The organism is Mycolicibacterium stellerae, from assembly GCF_003719305.1.
Lineage (GTDB): Bacteria > Actinomycetota > Actinomycetes > Mycobacteriales > Mycobacteriaceae > Mycobacterium > Mycobacterium stellerae.
Genome location: NZ_RARC01000009.1, coordinates 132,592 through 148,088 on the forward strand (window position 1 = coordinate 132,592; position 15,497 = coordinate 148,088).

12 protein-coding genes and 1 tRNA gene are annotated in these 15,497 nt (G+C 64.4%); 5 read left to right on the top strand and 8 right to left on the bottom strand.

What is annotated here, in order from left to right:
* Positions 1–6: 6 nt before the first annotated feature.
* Complete coding sequence (locus D6M19_RS14030; RefSeq protein ID WP_206428524.1) at positions 7–1,341, bottom strand: M20/M25/M40 family metallo-hydrolase; 1,335 nt, start codon at positions 1,339–1,341, stop codon at positions 7–9.
* Positions 1,342–1,437: 96 nt separating this feature from the next.
* On the opposite strand from D6M19_RS14030, the gene D6M19_RS14035 reads away from it, so the two are divergent.
* Positions 1,438–1,523 (top strand) — tRNA-Leu (locus D6M19_RS14035).
* Between the two features lie 35 nt (positions 1,524–1,558).
* Here the strand turns inward: D6M19_RS14035 and D6M19_RS14040 are convergent.
* Genes D6M19_RS14040 through D6M19_RS14050 form a run of 3 tightly spaced genes read right to left on the bottom strand, consistent with a single transcriptional unit; the run spans position 1,559 to position 3,667 of the window.
* Entirely contained in the window at positions 1,559–1,858 is a 300-nt protein-coding gene (locus tag D6M19_RS14040) for a hypothetical protein (protein ID WP_164478473.1), read from the bottom strand.
* A gap of 51 nt (positions 1,859–1,909) precedes the next feature.
* The gene (locus D6M19_RS14045; RefSeq protein WP_123025827.1) at positions 1,910–2,320 is read right to left on the bottom strand and encodes a nitroreductase family deazaflavin-dependent oxidoreductase; all 411 of its coding nucleotides are present in this window, start codon (positions 2,318–2,320) and stop codon (positions 1,910–1,912) included.
* Between the two features lie 33 nt (positions 2,321–2,353).
* A complete protein-coding gene (locus tag D6M19_RS14050; RefSeq protein WP_206428525.1) occupies positions 2,354–3,667 on the bottom strand; it encodes a cytochrome P450 in 1,314 nt (437 codons plus the stop codon).
* A 127-nt stretch (positions 3,668–3,794) separates the two neighbouring features.
* Here D6M19_RS14050 and D6M19_RS14055 point away from each other — a divergent pair, with 127 nt between their 5' ends.
* The gene (locus tag D6M19_RS14055) at positions 3,795–4,460 is read left to right on the top strand and encodes a TetR/AcrR family transcriptional regulator (protein ID WP_123025828.1); all 666 of its coding nucleotides are present in this window, start codon (positions 3,795–3,797) and stop codon (positions 4,458–4,460) included.
* 350 nt (positions 4,461–4,810) lie between these two features.
* Here D6M19_RS14055 and D6M19_RS14060 read toward each other — a convergent pair whose 3' ends face one another.
* Both D6M19_RS14060 and D6M19_RS14065 read right to left on the bottom strand, forming a co-directional pair.
* Positions 4,811–8,830 (bottom strand): bifunctional nitrate reductase/sulfite reductase flavoprotein subunit alpha, encoded by a 4,020-nt coding sequence (locus D6M19_RS14060; protein WP_123025829.1) that lies wholly within the window; start codon positions 8,828–8,830, stop codon positions 4,811–4,813.
* A gap of 3 nt (positions 8,831–8,833) precedes the next feature.
* Positions 8,834–10,246 carry a nitrate/nitrite transporter gene (locus tag D6M19_RS14065; RefSeq protein ID WP_407665344.1) on the bottom strand — a complete coding sequence of 471 codons (1,413 nt, stop codon included), beginning with the start codon at positions 10,244–10,246 and terminating at the stop codon, positions 8,834–8,836.
* Positions 10,247–10,446: 200 nt separating this feature from the next.
* On the opposite strand from D6M19_RS14065, the gene D6M19_RS14070 reads away from it, so the two are divergent.
* From D6M19_RS14070 to D6M19_RS14080, 3 genes are read left to right on the top strand one after another with little or no spacing between them, the layout of a single operon-like run.
* On the top strand, positions 10,447–10,800 hold the full coding sequence (locus D6M19_RS14070; RefSeq protein WP_123025831.1) for a molybdopterin oxidoreductase: 354 nt from the start codon (positions 10,447–10,449) through the stop codon (positions 10,798–10,800).
* Complete coding sequence (nirB, locus tag D6M19_RS14075) at positions 10,800–13,271, top strand: nitrite reductase large subunit NirB (RefSeq protein ID WP_123025832.1); 2,472 nt, start codon at positions 10,800–10,802, stop codon at positions 13,269–13,271. The genes D6M19_RS14070 and nirB overlap by 1 nt, the downstream gene beginning before the upstream one ends.
* The gene (locus D6M19_RS14080; protein ID WP_123025833.1) at positions 13,268–13,582 is read left to right on the top strand and encodes a Rieske (2Fe-2S) protein; all 315 of its coding nucleotides are present in this window, start codon (positions 13,268–13,270) and stop codon (positions 13,580–13,582) included. Before nirB ends, D6M19_RS14080 begins: the two co-directional genes overlap by 4 nt.
* Here D6M19_RS14080 and D6M19_RS14085 read toward each other — a convergent pair.
* Both D6M19_RS14085 and D6M19_RS14090 read right to left on the bottom strand, forming a co-directional pair.
* Complete coding sequence (locus D6M19_RS14085) at positions 13,563–13,958, bottom strand: universal stress protein (protein ID WP_123025834.1); 396 nt, start codon at positions 13,956–13,958, stop codon at positions 13,563–13,565. The genes D6M19_RS14080 and D6M19_RS14085 overlap by 20 nt on opposite strands.
* Positions 13,955–15,496, bottom strand: coding sequence for a tripartite tricarboxylate transporter permease (locus tag D6M19_RS14090; protein ID WP_123025835.1), 1,542 nt, complete (start codon positions 15,494–15,496; stop codon positions 13,955–13,957). Before D6M19_RS14090 ends, D6M19_RS14085 begins: the two co-directional genes overlap by 4 nt.
* Position 15,497 lies beyond the last annotated feature (1 nt).

Sequence of the window (15,497 nt, forward strand, 5' to 3'; positions counted from 1 at the left end):
CATTGATCAGCAGTGCAGCAGGAAGTGCTCGAGAACTTGTGCGCCGAATGTCAGTGCGTCAACGGGTACCCGTTCATCGACGCCGTGGAACAGCGCGGCGAAATCCAGGTCCGGCGGCAGCTTCAGCGGCGCGAATCCGAAACAGCGAATTCCGAGCCTGGCGAAGTGTTTTGCGTCGGTGCCGCCCGACAACATGTACGGCACCGTGCGGGCGTCGGGATCGGCGGCCAGCAGCGCATTGTTCATCGCATCGATCAGGTCACCGTCGAAGCTGGTCTCATACGGCGGCAGTTCGGTGATCCATTCGCGGGTCACGTCGGGCCCGATGATCTCGTCGACCTCCCGCTCGAAGGCGGCCAGCCGGCCCGGCAGGACGCGACAGTCGACCACGGCCTCCGCCGTCGCGGGGATCACGTTGGCCTTGTAGCCGGCCTTCAGCATCGTCGGATTGGCGGTGTCACGCAGTGTCGCGCCGACGATCTTGGCGATCCCACCGAGTTTGGCGATAGCGCCCTCGAGATCCGGCGACTCCACATCGAACGTGTAGCCCGTTTCCTCTGCGACGGCCGTCAGGAACTGCTCGACGGAGTCGGTCAGAAAAACCGGGAACTGATGGCGGCCCAGCTTTGCCGTCGCCTCGGCGACCGCGGTGACGGCATTGTTGTCGTGGATCATCGAGCCGTGGCCCGCCCGCCCACGAGCGCTCAACCGCATCCACATCATCGCCTTCTCGGCCGTCTCGATCAGGTAGAGCGTGCGCTCCCCGCCCTCGCGCCGCGGAATGGTCAGCGAGAAGCCGCCGACCTCGCCGACCGCCTCGGTCACGCCATCGAACAGGTCGGGCCGGTTGTCGACGAGCCACTTACAGCCGTAGTTGCCGCCCGCCTCCTCGTCGGATACGAACGCGAACACCAAGTCGCGCGGCGGCACCGTACCCGATCGTTTGAAGGCGCGGGCGACCGCGATCAGCATGCCCACCATGTCCTTCATGTCGACCGCGCCGCGGCCCCACACGTAGCCGTCCTCGAGGGCACCGGAGAACGGGTGCACGCTCCAATCCGACGCCTCGGCGGGCACCACGTCGAGGTGCCCGTGCAGCATCAGGGCGCCGCGCGAAGGGTCGGCGCCTTTCAGCCGGGCGAAGACATTGGCCCGGCCGGGTGCTCCCGCCTCGATGTACTCGGTCTGGAAGCCGACCTCCTGCAGCTGCTCGGCGACCCACCGGGCGCATTCGGCCTCGCCTTTGGTGGTGGCGAGCTCCCCGGTATTGGAGGTGTCGAACCGGATCAGCGCACGGACGAGGTCGACGACCTCGTCGACTGCGTTGAGAGGTTGGCTCACAGTCACCTTGTCTACCACCTGCACCGCCGTCGGGTTTGAGTGCGGGCTTGTCGATCCGATAGCCTTAGCTGCTCCCAGCACTGGTTTGGGGGCGAGGTCCGAGTGGCGGAATGGCAGACGCGCTAGCTTGAGGTGCTAGTGCCCTATTAACGGGCGTGGGGGTTCAAGTCCCCCCTCGGACACAACATCTAATAGACATCGCGACGCATCGACGCAGCTAGACAGCGGTTATGCGGCGCTTGCGGCGACGGTCGACGGGCGCCTTGGACACCGTTTGGACAGCAACGAGGTTTTTCGCGTCCAAGTTGGCGGCCACCGCATGGAGGTCGCTGTCGAACAGGTCGGCGTAGATCTTCAGCGTGACGCTCGGGTCTTTGTGGCCAAGCATTCGTGACACCGCAAGGACATTCGCGCCGGAACTGACAGCCAGGTCCGGTAGCGCAGCGGTGACGTAGTTTGCTGCCGGGAGGGCCCGCGTTCGGTCAACGTCCGCGTCGGCAGCGATCACCGGCGTCACTTGTGCGTCTCGTTTTCTACAGAACCGAGGCACCGCTTGGGCGAATGATTTTCAGGCGATGTCCGCAACGAGAACACCCATGCGGCGCGCTCCTAGTCGAGCGATTCGCGGCAGTTCCCGCGCCTCGGTCCCGGCGGGCAGGACCCGCAGGTTGGTGATGTGCACCTCACGTCCCTGAATCTGCAGATCCGCCTCGCCCGCCGCGAGCAGGTTCTTGACCCAGTCGGTCTTGCCGTGGCCCAACAGGATCGCAAGCAAGTTCCCTTTGCGGTAGGCGTTCACAATGGTCTCGTAGGGCGCGCCCGACTTGCGACCGCGGTGTTTGACCACCGCGAACGTCGGCAGATGGCGTGACATCCGCCGCACGACCGGATTCATGTACTTCATCTGCCACCGGTCCAACCAGGTCGGAAACAGCATCGGCAGGCCTGGGGCGTTGTTGGGATGATCCTTCGCGGACACGACCGCTCCGTTCGTAAACGCTGGTATGGGGTCTCAGGTGGGCAGTTTGGCGGCGGTTGCCTGCCTGCTGCCCAGTTGCGCTGGCATTCGGGCGAATCCGCGCAGGTTGACCAGTCCGCGCGGCTGTGGCGGCGCGGTCAGGCGCAGATCAGGGAACGACTCGAACAGTGCACGCAGCGCGGTGGCGCCTTCGATGCGCGCCAGCGCGGCGCCGATGCAGGCGTGAATACCTGATCCGAACGCCAAGTGCTCGCGCGCGTTGGGCCGGGTGACGTCGAAGCTCGCGGGATTGGGAAACACGCGCGGATCGCGGTTGGCGCCGCTGAGCAGCAACGCGACCATGTCTCCCTCCTCGATGCGGTATCCGGGGATGTCGATGTCGCACAGTGCGGTGCGTGCGGTCATCTGGACGGGGCTGTCGATGCGCAGGATCTCCTCGACGGCAGCGGGCCAGCGCCCGGGTTGGTCGCGCAGGAGGGTCAGCTGTTCGGGGTGGTTCAACAACGCCTGGATACCGTTGCCGATGAGGTTGACAGTGGTTTCAAAGCCCGCACCGACGAGAAGCGCAGCGTTGGCGGTGAATTCGCGTTCGGACAGGTCTCCGTCGGACGCCAGCCGGGCGAACGGCGTATCGCCGGGCTCGCCGGAGCGCAGTTGATGGAAGCGTTCAAGCAGATCGTGGTCGGCGTCGCGAAGGCCTTCGATTGCGCGGCGATAGGTCGTCCAGCCGATTCCGACGTCGAGTAGCGGCGTGCCGCTGTTGGCCCATTTCAGCATCCGGGGATGCATGTCGGCGGGCAGGCCGAGGATCTCGGCGATGATCGCGACCGGAAGTTGTACCGCGAAATCGGTGATCAAATCGGGGTGCGGCATAACGGCAATGTGGTCGATCAGTTCCTGAGTCACCTCGCTGACGCGGGTCGCAAGGGTCTCGGTCGCGCGCGGGGTGAAGCTTTGCGCCACCAGCTGGCGATAGCGAGTGTGATCGGGCGGGTTGACGATGACCATGGCGGGCGGCTCGACCGGGTTGGCCACGCCAGGATCGGTGCGAGAGATCAATGCGCGCAGCGGCCGCGGCAGGTCCATGTCGGCCGGTGGTGTCACACCGAAACGTTTGTCTCGCAAAATGGCTCGGCATATTTCATGATCGACGCTGACCCACGTGAATCGTGTGCGCACCAGGCGCCCGTTGCCCCGGATCTCCTCCATCATCGGGTAGGGATCATGGCTGTGTCCGTGATTGGCGATCAGCCGCGCGAGCGGATCACCTCGTCGCGCTCGGACCGCCATGTATGCCCGCGGCACGCCATGCATCGCCATCCACCGGGCCCAGAGACCGACGCGCATTGCAACTTCCTCCCTGTGAGCGCGGCACCCGCTAAGATGAAACGTGTGAGACAGAAAGACAATCACTGTCTCTGATGCTTCGGTCACACGATACGGCGACCGAACCGTAGGAGCAAGGGAGACGGAGATGACGTCGACGCGAACGGCGGAGTTCGTCCGGCGAATCGCTGCGCCCGACCCAGCCGTTGTGGCGCAGGTCGACGAGCCCGACGAGATCACCACGCGCATCCTGCGTGCCGCATTCGAGCAGGCCGAACTGATCGGGATGCGGCGCACCACCATGGAAGACGTCGCGCGGCGTAGCGGTGTCGGGCGTGCGACCCTCTACCGGCGCTTCCCCACCAAGGCCGCACTGGTCGACGCCGTCGTGCTCGCCGCGGCACGCCGCTTCTTGGAGGGCAGCGCGCAGGCTCGCTCGCATGCGACCACGCTGGAAGATCGCATCGTCTTCGGCACGGTGTTCACTGTGACGTTCCTGCGTGAACACCGTCTACTCAAGCAGCTGTTGCGCACTGAACCCGAGACGATCATGCCAAGTTTGACCGTCGATGCCGGTGCCATCATCGATTTCGCCACCGACTACTCCGTTGAGTGGTTGCGGACTGAGCTCTACGGCAAGAGGAAGACAACGGCCGCCCAGGAGCGCCACCTGCACACCGTCGCAGAGCTGCAGACCCGCCTCACCCTGTCATTCATCGTCACCCCACATACCAGCATCAACCTGGCCAGCATCGACGACACCCGCGCATACGTGCGTGCCTACCTCCTGCCGATGATCACCGGCTCGGCCTGACCGACCGGCGGTCCCCTGGCTTGAACCACGACCCCAATCCCACCCAACAGTGACCGCCCGCCTCCGCCGCGGCACGCATTGCGATAGCACGAAGAATGTTGCTCGCCAAGGGGTTCGCCCAAGCGAGACCATGGGGTCCGTACAACCTCAGTCCCGAGAACCGCGTCGGTCTGTAACAAGACCTCAAGGTCCGATAAAACTCAGGCGTCCCATCCCAGGGACTGACGGTCGTTCGGATCTAAGGAGATAACTAGCGTGATCTACGGTGACCTCTTTTGCAGCTAGAGCCATGTTCGACCGCCTGGGCAGGTAGCTCTGTGGGGGTTCAAGTCCCCCCTCGGACACAAAATCTAATAGACATCGCGCACGTAACGCTTCTCGGCGACCAGCTCGCGCTTGTAATGGTGGGCAGCCTCGTCAGACATTCCGCCGTGAGTTTTGATCACCGACGTCAGTGCGGCGTCGACGTCGCGGGCCATCCTTGCGGCGTCACCGCACACGTAGAAGTGCGCACCCTCGTCCAGCCAGCGCCACACGTCGGCGCCATAGTCGAGCATTTTGTGCTGGACGTAGACACGATCGGCCTGATCACGCGAGAACGCCAAGTCCAGTCGGTTGAGGAAACCGTCGGTGACCATCGACTCGAGCTCATCGCGGTAGTAGAAGTTGTCACTGCGATGCTGGTCGCCGAAGAACAGCCAGTTCCGTCCGGCATGGCCGAGCGCTCGGCGTTCCTGCAGGAAGCCGCGGAACGGCGCAATCCCGGTGCCGGGCCCCACCATGATCATCGGTCGATCGCCGTCCTCGGGCACCCGGAAGTGCGGCGAGCGCTGCAAGAACACGGGGACGGGCGCCGCTGCCCGATCGGCGAGAAATGTCGTAGCGACCCCACCCCGCGGGCCACCATCGGTGCCGCGGTACCGGATCACCGACACCGTCAACTGCACTTCGTGCGGGCTGACCAACGGGCTGCTCGAGATGGAAAACTGCCGTGGTGTCAGCCGCACCAGCGCGTCCTGCCACTGCGTTGCGTCGGCACGTACGGCGAACTCGCGCACAATATCGATCCCGTTGCGGTTGACGAGCCATTTGTCGAGCTTGTCGCGAGGCGCCAGCAACAGCTTGGCCGCCGAGGGATCCGGGCAGTGTTCGGCGACGAAGCGCAGTAGGTCGGGACTGACCCTGCAGATGTCGTAGCAGGACGTCAGGGCGTCGCGCAGGGGGCACTCCGCTCCGTCGACCTCGACGGTTTCCTCGCCTGTCAGTCCGGTCGACGCCAGCCAGGCGTCGACGGCATACTCGCTGTTGGTGGCGTAGACGCCGACCGAGTCGCCCGCCGAATAGGCCACATCGTGACCGGAGAGGTCAAACCCGAACTGCCGCACTTCCTTTGCCGACATCGGTCCAGACAACCTGGTGTTGGTGCACAGCGGGGCGAGCAGCGGCCTGGCACGCGTGAACGGCTCGGCGATCCTTCTGGGTCTGGTGATCGTCGAAACCGCCGCTCGGCCGTTCGTCGACTCGCCGGTGGCGGAGTCGGCGAGTCGAGTCACCTCGTCGGCCCATCGGGTCATCGGTTCGTCTTCGTGGACTTCGCATTCCGCGCGGTCGAGAAGTCTGGTCGCGCCGAGGTCAGCCAACCTGGTGTCTATCGACTTGGCGTGTCCGCAGAAACTGTCGTAGGACCGGTCACCGATGCCCAACACCGCGTAGCGGACGCCGTCGAGCGGCGGCGCATCCGGTGATTCCAGCCGCTGCCAGAAGTCCGCCCCGTTGTCCGGCGGGCCACCGTCACCGAACGTGCTGGTGATCACCAGGACATGTGCTGCCTGCGCAAGGGATTCGAGTTCGACGTCGTTCATGTTGGCCAGCCGGGCGTCGGACAGCATCTCGGCCACCTGCGCGGCGAACTCCTCGGCGTTGCCGGTCTGGGAGGCCCACAACACAAGCGGCCCATCGGCGTTCGCCGCATCCTGCTCGTCGACGGTCGCACGGCGTGAGTACTGTCCGGCCAGCACACCGTCGATCCACAGGCGCACCTCGCGGCGGACCGGGGCGGTCGTCGGCAGCACCGGCACGCCCGATGGGACCCCACCAAGCCCGGAGAAAAAGCCTGCCAGATAAAGCTTTTCATCTTCGTCGAGCGTCGGCGCCTTGGTGGCAAGCCCGAGTTGAGCTGTGACCGGGTGACTGTGGGCAGCACTGGCGCCCGTCTTGAGCGGGCGCAGGCTGATGGCACACAGCTTGAATTCGGGCTGCAGGGAATCGGGGTCGACCGCGTCGTTTGTCAGCGCGTTGATCGTCAGGTATTCGCCGTGTTCGTCATTCCAGTGAAATGGCACAAAGCAGTTGCCCGGCCGCACGCGGTCGCTGACGACCGCGGGCAGCACCGCACGGCCACGGCGGGATGTCAGCTCGACGGGCTGATCGTTGGTGATCTCGAGCGACACCGCATCCACCGGATGGACCTCGACGAACGGCCCGCTGTTGAGCTTGTTCAGTTTGTCGACTTTGCCCGTCTTGGTCATGGTGTGCCACTGGTGTTGCAGCCGACCGGTGTTCAGAATGAACGGATAGTCGTCGTCGGGCAGCTCGTCGGCGTCCATATGCGGACGCGGGTAGAACACCGCTCGGCGAGACGGCGTCGGGAAAGCCAGCCTTGGTCGGCGTCCGTTCTCGTCGACGAACAGCTCCTGGCTGACGCCGTCGTTGAGGTAGCGGATCGGATGCCGATCGGAATCGTCGTCGGGCGGCACCGGCCACTGCAGCGGGGTCTCCCGCAATCGCGAATAGCTTGCGCCTCGCAGATCGTATCCCGTTGCGGGATTGGAGAACTGGCGGATTTCATCGAACACTTCCGCGCTTGAGGAATAGCTGAAGTGGTCACCGAAGCCGAGCTCCGCTGCCAGCTGGCAGATCAGCAGCCAGTCGGGTCGGGTCTGACCGGGCGCCGGGATCGACTGCTGCAGCAAGGTCATGTTTCGATCGGAATTGACCATGACCAAGTCGGATTCGGCCCACAACGTCGACGGCAGGACGATATCGGCATACCGGTTGGTCGCCGTGTCGCGGTAGGTGTCCTGGGTGATGACGAGCTCGGCGGCCTCGAGACCGGCGATCGTGGTCTTGCGGTTCGGCATCGTGACCACAGGGTTGGTGCAGATGATCCAGCACGCCTTGATTTCACCCGCCGCGAGCCGTTCGAACATGTCGACCGCTCCCGGGCCGAAGTCCGGGCGGATCGTTCCAGCCGCCAGTCCCCACTTGTCCTCGACGAACGCGCGGTCACGGTCCGACAGCACAGACCTCTGACCGGGCAGCCCAGGCCCCATATAACCCATCTCGCGGCCGCCCATCGCGTTGGGCTGGCCCGTCAGCGACATCGGGCCGCTACCCGGCCTGCAGATGGCCCCGGTCGCCAGATGCAGATTGCAGATCGCGTTGGTGTTCCACGTTCCATGGGTGCTCTGGTTCAGCCCGACAGCCCAGCACGTCATCCAGTCGCCCGCTTCAGCGATCATGCCCGCCGCCAACCGCAGGTCCGACTCGCCGAGCCCGGTGATCCGGGACACCACGGCGGGCGGATAGTCGGCAAGGAAGGCCGGCATCACATCCCAGCCCTCGGTGTGCTCGGCGATGAACTGCTCGTCGATATGGCCGTCTTCCACCAACAGGTGCAACAACCCGTTGAGCAGCGCCACGTCGGTGCCCGGTCTGATCTGCAGATGAAGATCGGCTCTCTCCGCGGTCGTCGTGCGCCGGGGGTCGACGACGATCAGCTTGGCTCCGGCCTTGAGCCGATCCGCCATCCGCAGGAACAGGATCGGATGGCAGTCGGCCATGTTCGAGCCGATCACGAAGAAGAGGTTGGTCGCGTCGAAGTCGGTGTAGGAGCCGGGCGGCCCATCGGCGCCAAGCGACTGCTTGTATCCCGTCCCCGCGCTGGCCATGCACAGCCGTGAGTTCGACTCCATATATTTGGTGCGCAGGAAGCCCTTGGCGAGTTTCGTTGCCAGATATTGGGATTCGAACGACATCTGGCCCGAGACATAGAGCGCGACGGCGTCGGGACCGTGTTCGTCGATGATGGCGCGCAGACGCCTGCCCGCTTCTGCGATCGCATCGTCGACAGGTGCCGGCATCGGCTCGTCGTTTCGCGACGGGCGGAGCAGCGCGGACTTCAGCCGGCCGTCGGCCCGCATCATCTCTGCGTGCGTGGCTCCCTTGGTGCACAACCGCCCGAAGTTCGTCGGATGCAGCTTGTCACCCGACACCCGGGCGATGACGGGGTCACCGGTGACCCCGTCGGTCGCCGTGTGCACTTCGATACCGCAGCCGACGCCGCAATACGAGCACGCCGTACGGGTCACAGGTCAGGCCATGCCCGCCGGTTGGGCGACCCCGATGTGCTCGCCTGCCTTGGCCCGCACCGGCTGGATGCGCAGGAACACCACCCAGGTGACGACGGCGCAGACCACGTAGAAGGCCAGGAAGACCCAGAAGGCATTGGTCGCCGACTTCGCTTCACCGACGTAGGACAAGCGCAGCACGACATTGATGAACACCCCTCCGAGCGCCCCGACGGCACCGGCGAACCCGATCAGTGCGCCTGACATCCGCCGCGACCACGCCGCCTTCTCCGCGGCGGTCCATCCGTCCTTGTCCTGCGCCTTGGCTTCGAAAATCGACGGGATCATCTTGTATGTCGAGCCGTTGCCGATGCCCGAGAGCACGAACAGCAGGATGAATCCGACGACGTAGCCGATCATCTGGGTGCTGGTGGCGGCGCCCGCCATCCCGTCGTCGACCATTCCGACAGCTACCAGGATTCCTGCTGCGAACATCATCGCCACGAACGTGTACAGCGTGATCCGGCCGCCACCGATCCGGTCGGCGAGCTTGCCGCCGAACGGGCGCGATATCGAACCGAGCAGAGGGCCGATGAACGAGATCTGGGCCGCGTGCAGGGCGGCCTGCGCGGCCGTGTCACCGCCGGCAAGGAAGTTGATCTGCAGCACCTGACCGAATGCGAACGAAAAGCCGATGAACGACCCGAAGGTGCCGATGTAAAGAAAGCTCATTACCCAGGAGTGCTTGTAGCGCAACGCTTCCGCCAGGGCGCCCAGGTTCGAGGTCTGGTTCTCGAGGTTGTCCATGAAGAGAGCGGCGCCGACCGCCGCGCAGGCAATGAGGACGAGATAGACGGCGCAAACGACTTCGGGAGCCGTATTGCTGACCGCTGCGATGACCAGCAGGCCGACCAGCTGAATGACGGGCACCCCGATGTTGCCGCCACCGGCGTTGAGGCCAAGCGCCCATCCCTTGAGGCGCTGCGGATAGAACGCGTTGATATTGGTCATGGATGACGCGAAGTTGCCGCCGCCGACGCCCGCGAATGCCGCCACCACCATGAATGTGGTGTAAGACGTCCCTGGACTCGTCATCGCCCACCACGCCAACGCTGTCGGGATCAACAGCAGCAATGCGCTCACGATCGTCCAGTTGCGGCCGCCGAACTTGGCGGGCGCAACGGTGTACGGAATGCGCATGAGCGCGCCGATCAGAGTCGGCATGGCCACCAGATAGAACTTGCCTGCGGCATCGATGTGGTAGACGTCCTGCGGCATGAAGAGCACCATGACCGACCAGATGGACCAGATCGAGAAACCCACGTGTTCGGCGACGATCGACCAGATCAGGTTGCGTTTGGCGATGTTCTTACCGCCCTGCTCCCAAGCATCGACGTCCTCGGCGTCCCAGTGCTCGATGTTGCGTTCTCGGTTCAGAATCGACACAGTTCTCCCACCTCTGTTCACCTGTTTGACCTAGGTGTACGCCTGCGGCATTCCGGTGCAGTTGCATGACTATGTCGTCGGGGTCAACACCAACTCACATGGCTTTTCGCCGACGATGTGCGCAACGGGACTCACAGCGGTGTTCGCGACGAAACGATACGGAAACATTTGCGCCCTAGCTTCGACAAGGCATGAGCGACGGCAGCATTCCACATTTCCTGCAGGGCCCCTTCGACTTCGAGGGCAATGGGCTCGACAAACCGCAGCTGATCGACGACTCGTTGCGCTACGTGGTGCCAGGAGGCTCCGTAACGCAGCCGGTCTACTTCCGCGGCGGCAACTCGAGCGACGAGATGATCACGGTGGTGCTCTTCCGGGACGGCAAACCGATGCGGTACTTCCCTATCGCGGCCAAGGGCGCCACCCACGTGGCGTTGCGGGTGGTCGAGGATCTACTCGCCGACACCGTGCTCGAGCTGTACCTGGCCGCACCGAGTGGATGCTCGGGCACCGTCGTCGTGGACCTCGGGCTGGTGGACATCTGATGGCACGAAGGCTTGTTGTCGTCGGCAACGGCATGGCAGGGGTCCGTGCGATCGAGGAGATCCTTGCCCGTGACGGCGAACTGTTCGATATCACCGTTTTCGGAGACGAGCCGTACGGCAACTACAACCGCATCCTGTTGTCGAATGTGTTGGCAGGCAGTCAACCAGTCGATGACGAAGACGGAATCTATCTCAACGCGCTGGACTGGTATCGGGATAACGACATCGACCTACGGGCAGGCGTCAGGGTGGTGCGCATCGACCGGTTTGCGCGGTTGGTGCATGCAGACGACGGCACCGTCACTCGATACGACAACCTGATCCTGGCCACCGGCAGTCGCTCGTTCTTCCCGCCGATGGCGGGACTGTGGGCCGACAACAAGACGTTGGCCGACGGCGTTTTCGGGTTTCGTTCCCTCGATGACTGCATGGGAATGATCTCCCAAGCTGAGCACCGCACCAAGGCAGTGGTGATCGGAGGCGGGTTGCTCGGCCTTGAGGCCGCACGAGGCCTGCAGAACCGCGGACTTGCAGTCGACGTCGTTCATGCGGGGACGACGCTGATGAACGCGCAACTCGACGACTCGGCAGGAGCGATCCTGCGAAGGTCAGTCGAGCACATCGGCATCACGGTGCACACCGACAAACGCACCACCGAGGTGGCGACCCAAGACGGCAAGTTGACCGGAATCGTCTTCTCCGACGGCACTTCCGTCGACTGCGACATGCTGGTCATCGCGGCGGGCATCCGCCCCAACGTCGGCCTGGCGCAACGAGCGGGTCTGACCGTGGAGCGGGCCATCGTGGTCGACGACCACATGCGCTCGATCGACGATGACGCCGTGTACGTGGTCGGCGAGTGCGCGCAGCACCGAGGTCAGGTCTACGGGCTGGTGGCACCGCTGTGGGAACAGGCGAGCGTGCTGGCCGACCACATCACCGGCGCCGACAGGTCGGCCGCCTATCACGGGTCGCGGACCGCGACCAAACTCAAGGTCGCGGGCGTTGACGTCGCGTCGATGGGCCTCAAGGCGCCCGAACTACCCGACGACGAGTTCGTGCAGTATTCCGAACCCAAGCATGGCGTCTACAAAACGATCGTGATCCGAGACGGGAAGCTAGTTGGTGCAACCCTGCTCGGCGATGTCAGTAAGGTCTCCTTTCTGACGCAGGCCTTCGACAGCGGACTGCCGCTGCCGCAAGAGCGGGTGTCGCTGATGTTCGACATCGGCACGCCGGAAGTGGCTGTCGGCGTCGCCGAGCTGGCCGATGACGCGCAGGTGTGCAACTGCAACGGGGTCAGCAAAGCCACGATCGTTTCCTGCGTGCAGGGCGGCGAGACGTCGGTCAGCGGTGTGATGGCGAAGACCAAGGCGGGCAAGGGTTGCGGGTCGTGCAAGGAACTCGTCGGCCAGATAGTGGAATACGCAACGGGCGGGGAGCTGACCGAGGACCCGTCCGCATCGTGGTATGTCCCGGCAATCCCCTACGACAAGCCGACACTGATGCGTCATATCCGAGAACTCCAATTGCATTCGGTGTCTTCGGTGTTCGCCGCGCTCGCCCCGGACGGCAGAGAGGACGCCAACTCCAAGATGGCATTGGCGTCGCTGCTCGAGATGATGTGGGCAGACGAATTCGTCGACGAGCGCGATGCTCGTTTCATCAACGACCGGGTGCACGCCAACATTCAGCGGGACGGCACCTTCTCGGTCGTTCCGCAGATGAAGGGCGGTGTCACCAACTCGTGGCAGCTGCGTCAGATTGCCGATGTCGCAGACAAGTACGCGATCCCGATGATCAAACTGACCGGCGGCCAGCGCATCGACCTTCTCGGGGTGCGCAAGCAGGACCTGCCCGCCGTGTGGTCAGACCTGGATATGCCGTCCGGCTACGCGTACGGCAAGAGCTTTCGGACGGTGAAAACGTGTGTCGGCACTGACTTCTGCCGCTACGGCCTCGGCGACTCGACGGCGCTGGGCATCGCGATCGAGGAACGGTTTCAGGGACTTGCCAGTCCGGCGAAGATGAAGCTCGCGGTGACAGGCTGCCCGCGCAACTGTGCCGAGGCGCTGTGCAAGGACCTCGGCGTCGTCGCCGTCGGCGACGGTCGCTGGGAGATCTACGTCGGCGGAGCAGCGGGTGCCCACATCCGCAAGGGCGACCTGATGGCCACAGTGGAAGATCCCGCCGCGGTGATCACCCTCACCGGCCGATTCCTGCAGTACTACCGCGAGAACGCCAACTGGCTGGAACGCACCTACGCGTTCGTGCCACGCGTCGGGATCGACACCATTCGCGCCATCGTCGTCGACGATTCGGATGGCATCGCCGATCAGCTCGATGCCAACATGCAGAAGTCCATCGACGCGTACCGCGACCCCTGGCAAGACGGCCGAAAGCCGGTGACGGAGGGACAGTTCCGCACATCGCTGCCCCTGCTGCCGCTGCCTCAGGTGCCGGTGCGATGACGGACGTGATCGTCGGCTCCGTCGATGAGATCCCGCTCGGTGAGGGAAGGACCTTCGCTGTCGACGGCGCACAGATCGCGGTCTTCCGGCTGCGGGACGGATCGCTGCGCGCCGTCGACGCAGTGTGCCCGCACAAGGGCGGCCCCCTCGCCGACGGGCTGTCCGACGACAGGGTCGTCGTCTGCCCGCTGCACGGCCACTCGTTCGACTTGTCCAGCGGAGTGGAGTCGGCCGGCGCCGCGATGTCGGTGCGAAGCTATCCCGTGGCGGTCAGCGACGGAGCGATCCGAATCAACCTTCGTCCGGTTTGACCGCGAGCACCGGCTTCGGACACTCCAGGAGCAACTGCTGCGCGACGCTACCCAGCAGCAGCTTGCCCACCGGGTTCCGGTCGCGAATGCCGATCACTAGCAGCTCCGCGTCGTCGCGTTCCATCTGCTTGAGCAGCTCATCAGCCGCGTCGACCCCAACCGGTTGGGTGAGCTCGAACTCCACCCCGCAGTTCGCGAGCCGCTCCTCGACGTCGTGCACCTCCGTCGGCTGCGCAAAACGGGCGTCGACGTAGGCGTCGCCCGCGGTTGAATTCACCACGCACAGCGAGCCGCCGCGGAGTTTGGCTTCGGCGATGCCGTGCTCAAGGGCGGCCCGGCCGAACGGGTCAGCGCTATATCCGACCACGATTGTCATGACTGTGCCGCCTTCTCTTGCTGGTCCCTGTCGTCCTCGACGATCAGTAGTGTCTCCTCGCTGCGGTGCATCAGCTTGAGCAGGAGCGGCATCAGAAGCAGCACCGCCATCAGCACGTAGGTGATGATCGCTACGGGCTCGGTGAACAGGCCGCTCCAGTTGCCGTCGGCGAGCTGCAGGGATTGCCGCAGCTGGCGCTCGATCCGCGGACCGAGGATGACGCCGATGATCAACGGCAGCACCGGCAATCCGAACCGCCGCATCATCAACCCGAGCAGGCCGAACACCAGCAACAGCGCCAGGTCCATCGGCTGCACGTTCACCGCGAGTGCGCCAAGCGTGGCGAAGAACAAGATTCCCGCGTACAGGTAGGGCCGCGGCGTGCGCAGCAGCTTGGCCCACAAGGGCGCCAGCGGGAGGTTCAACACCAGCAGCAAGAAGTTTCCGATGAACAGGCTGGCGATCAACGTCCAGATCAGCAGCGGCTCCTTCTCGAAAAGAGTTGGGCCGGGCTGGATTCCGTATGACACGAACGCAGTCAGCATCACCGCGGCAGTTGCGTTGGTCGGGAGTCCCAGTGAAAGCATCGGCACCAAAGTGCCTGCAGCCGAGGCGTTGTTGGCCGCCTCCGGACCTGCCACGCCTTCGATGGCACCCTTGCCGAACTCTTCCTTGTGTTTGGAGAGCCGCTTCTCGGTGACGTAGGACAGGAAGGTCGGCAACTCGGCACCGCCTGCGGGCAATGCGCCGAACGGGAACCCGAAGGCGGTACCGCGCAGCCACGGCTTCCACGAACGCTGCCAATCCTCACGACCCATCCACGGCCTGCCGACCGGAATGATGTCGGACGGTCGGCGGCGGAGATGAGCTGCCACCCAGAGCGCTTCGCCGACTGCGAATATCGCCACGGCGATGATCACGATGTCGATGCCGTCGGAGAGTTGCGGGACCCCGAATGTCGCCCGCGGCTGCCCGGTGAGGAAGTCGATTCCCACTACGCCGATCGCCAGGCCGAGGAACAGCGAGATCGCACCACGCATCTTCGACGAGCCAAGCACGGCGGTGACGGCGACCAACGCGAACAGCATGATCGCGAGATAGGACGGGGCACCGAGGGTGACGGCGAATCTCGAGATCGCCGGTGCGAACGCGGCCAACAGGATCGTGCCGATGGTCCCCGCGACGAATGACCCAATCGCCGCGGTGGCAAGCGCTTGGGCCGCGCGCCCCGCTTTCGCCATCTTGTTGCCCTCGATCGCGGTGATCACCGAGGACGACTCCCCTGGCGTGTTCAACAGGATCGATGTCGTCGACCCGCCGTACATGCCGCCGTAGAAGATGCCCGCGAACATGATGAAGGCCGCACTGGGGCTGACGTTGTAGGTGATGGGCAGCAGCAAGGCCACCGTCATCGCCGGCCCGATACCCGGCAACACACCGACCGCGGTACCCAGCAGGACCCCGATCACCGCGTAAAGCAGGTTCATCGGAGTTGCGGCTTGTTCGAAACCCTGAATCAACCAGTCAAGATTTTCCATG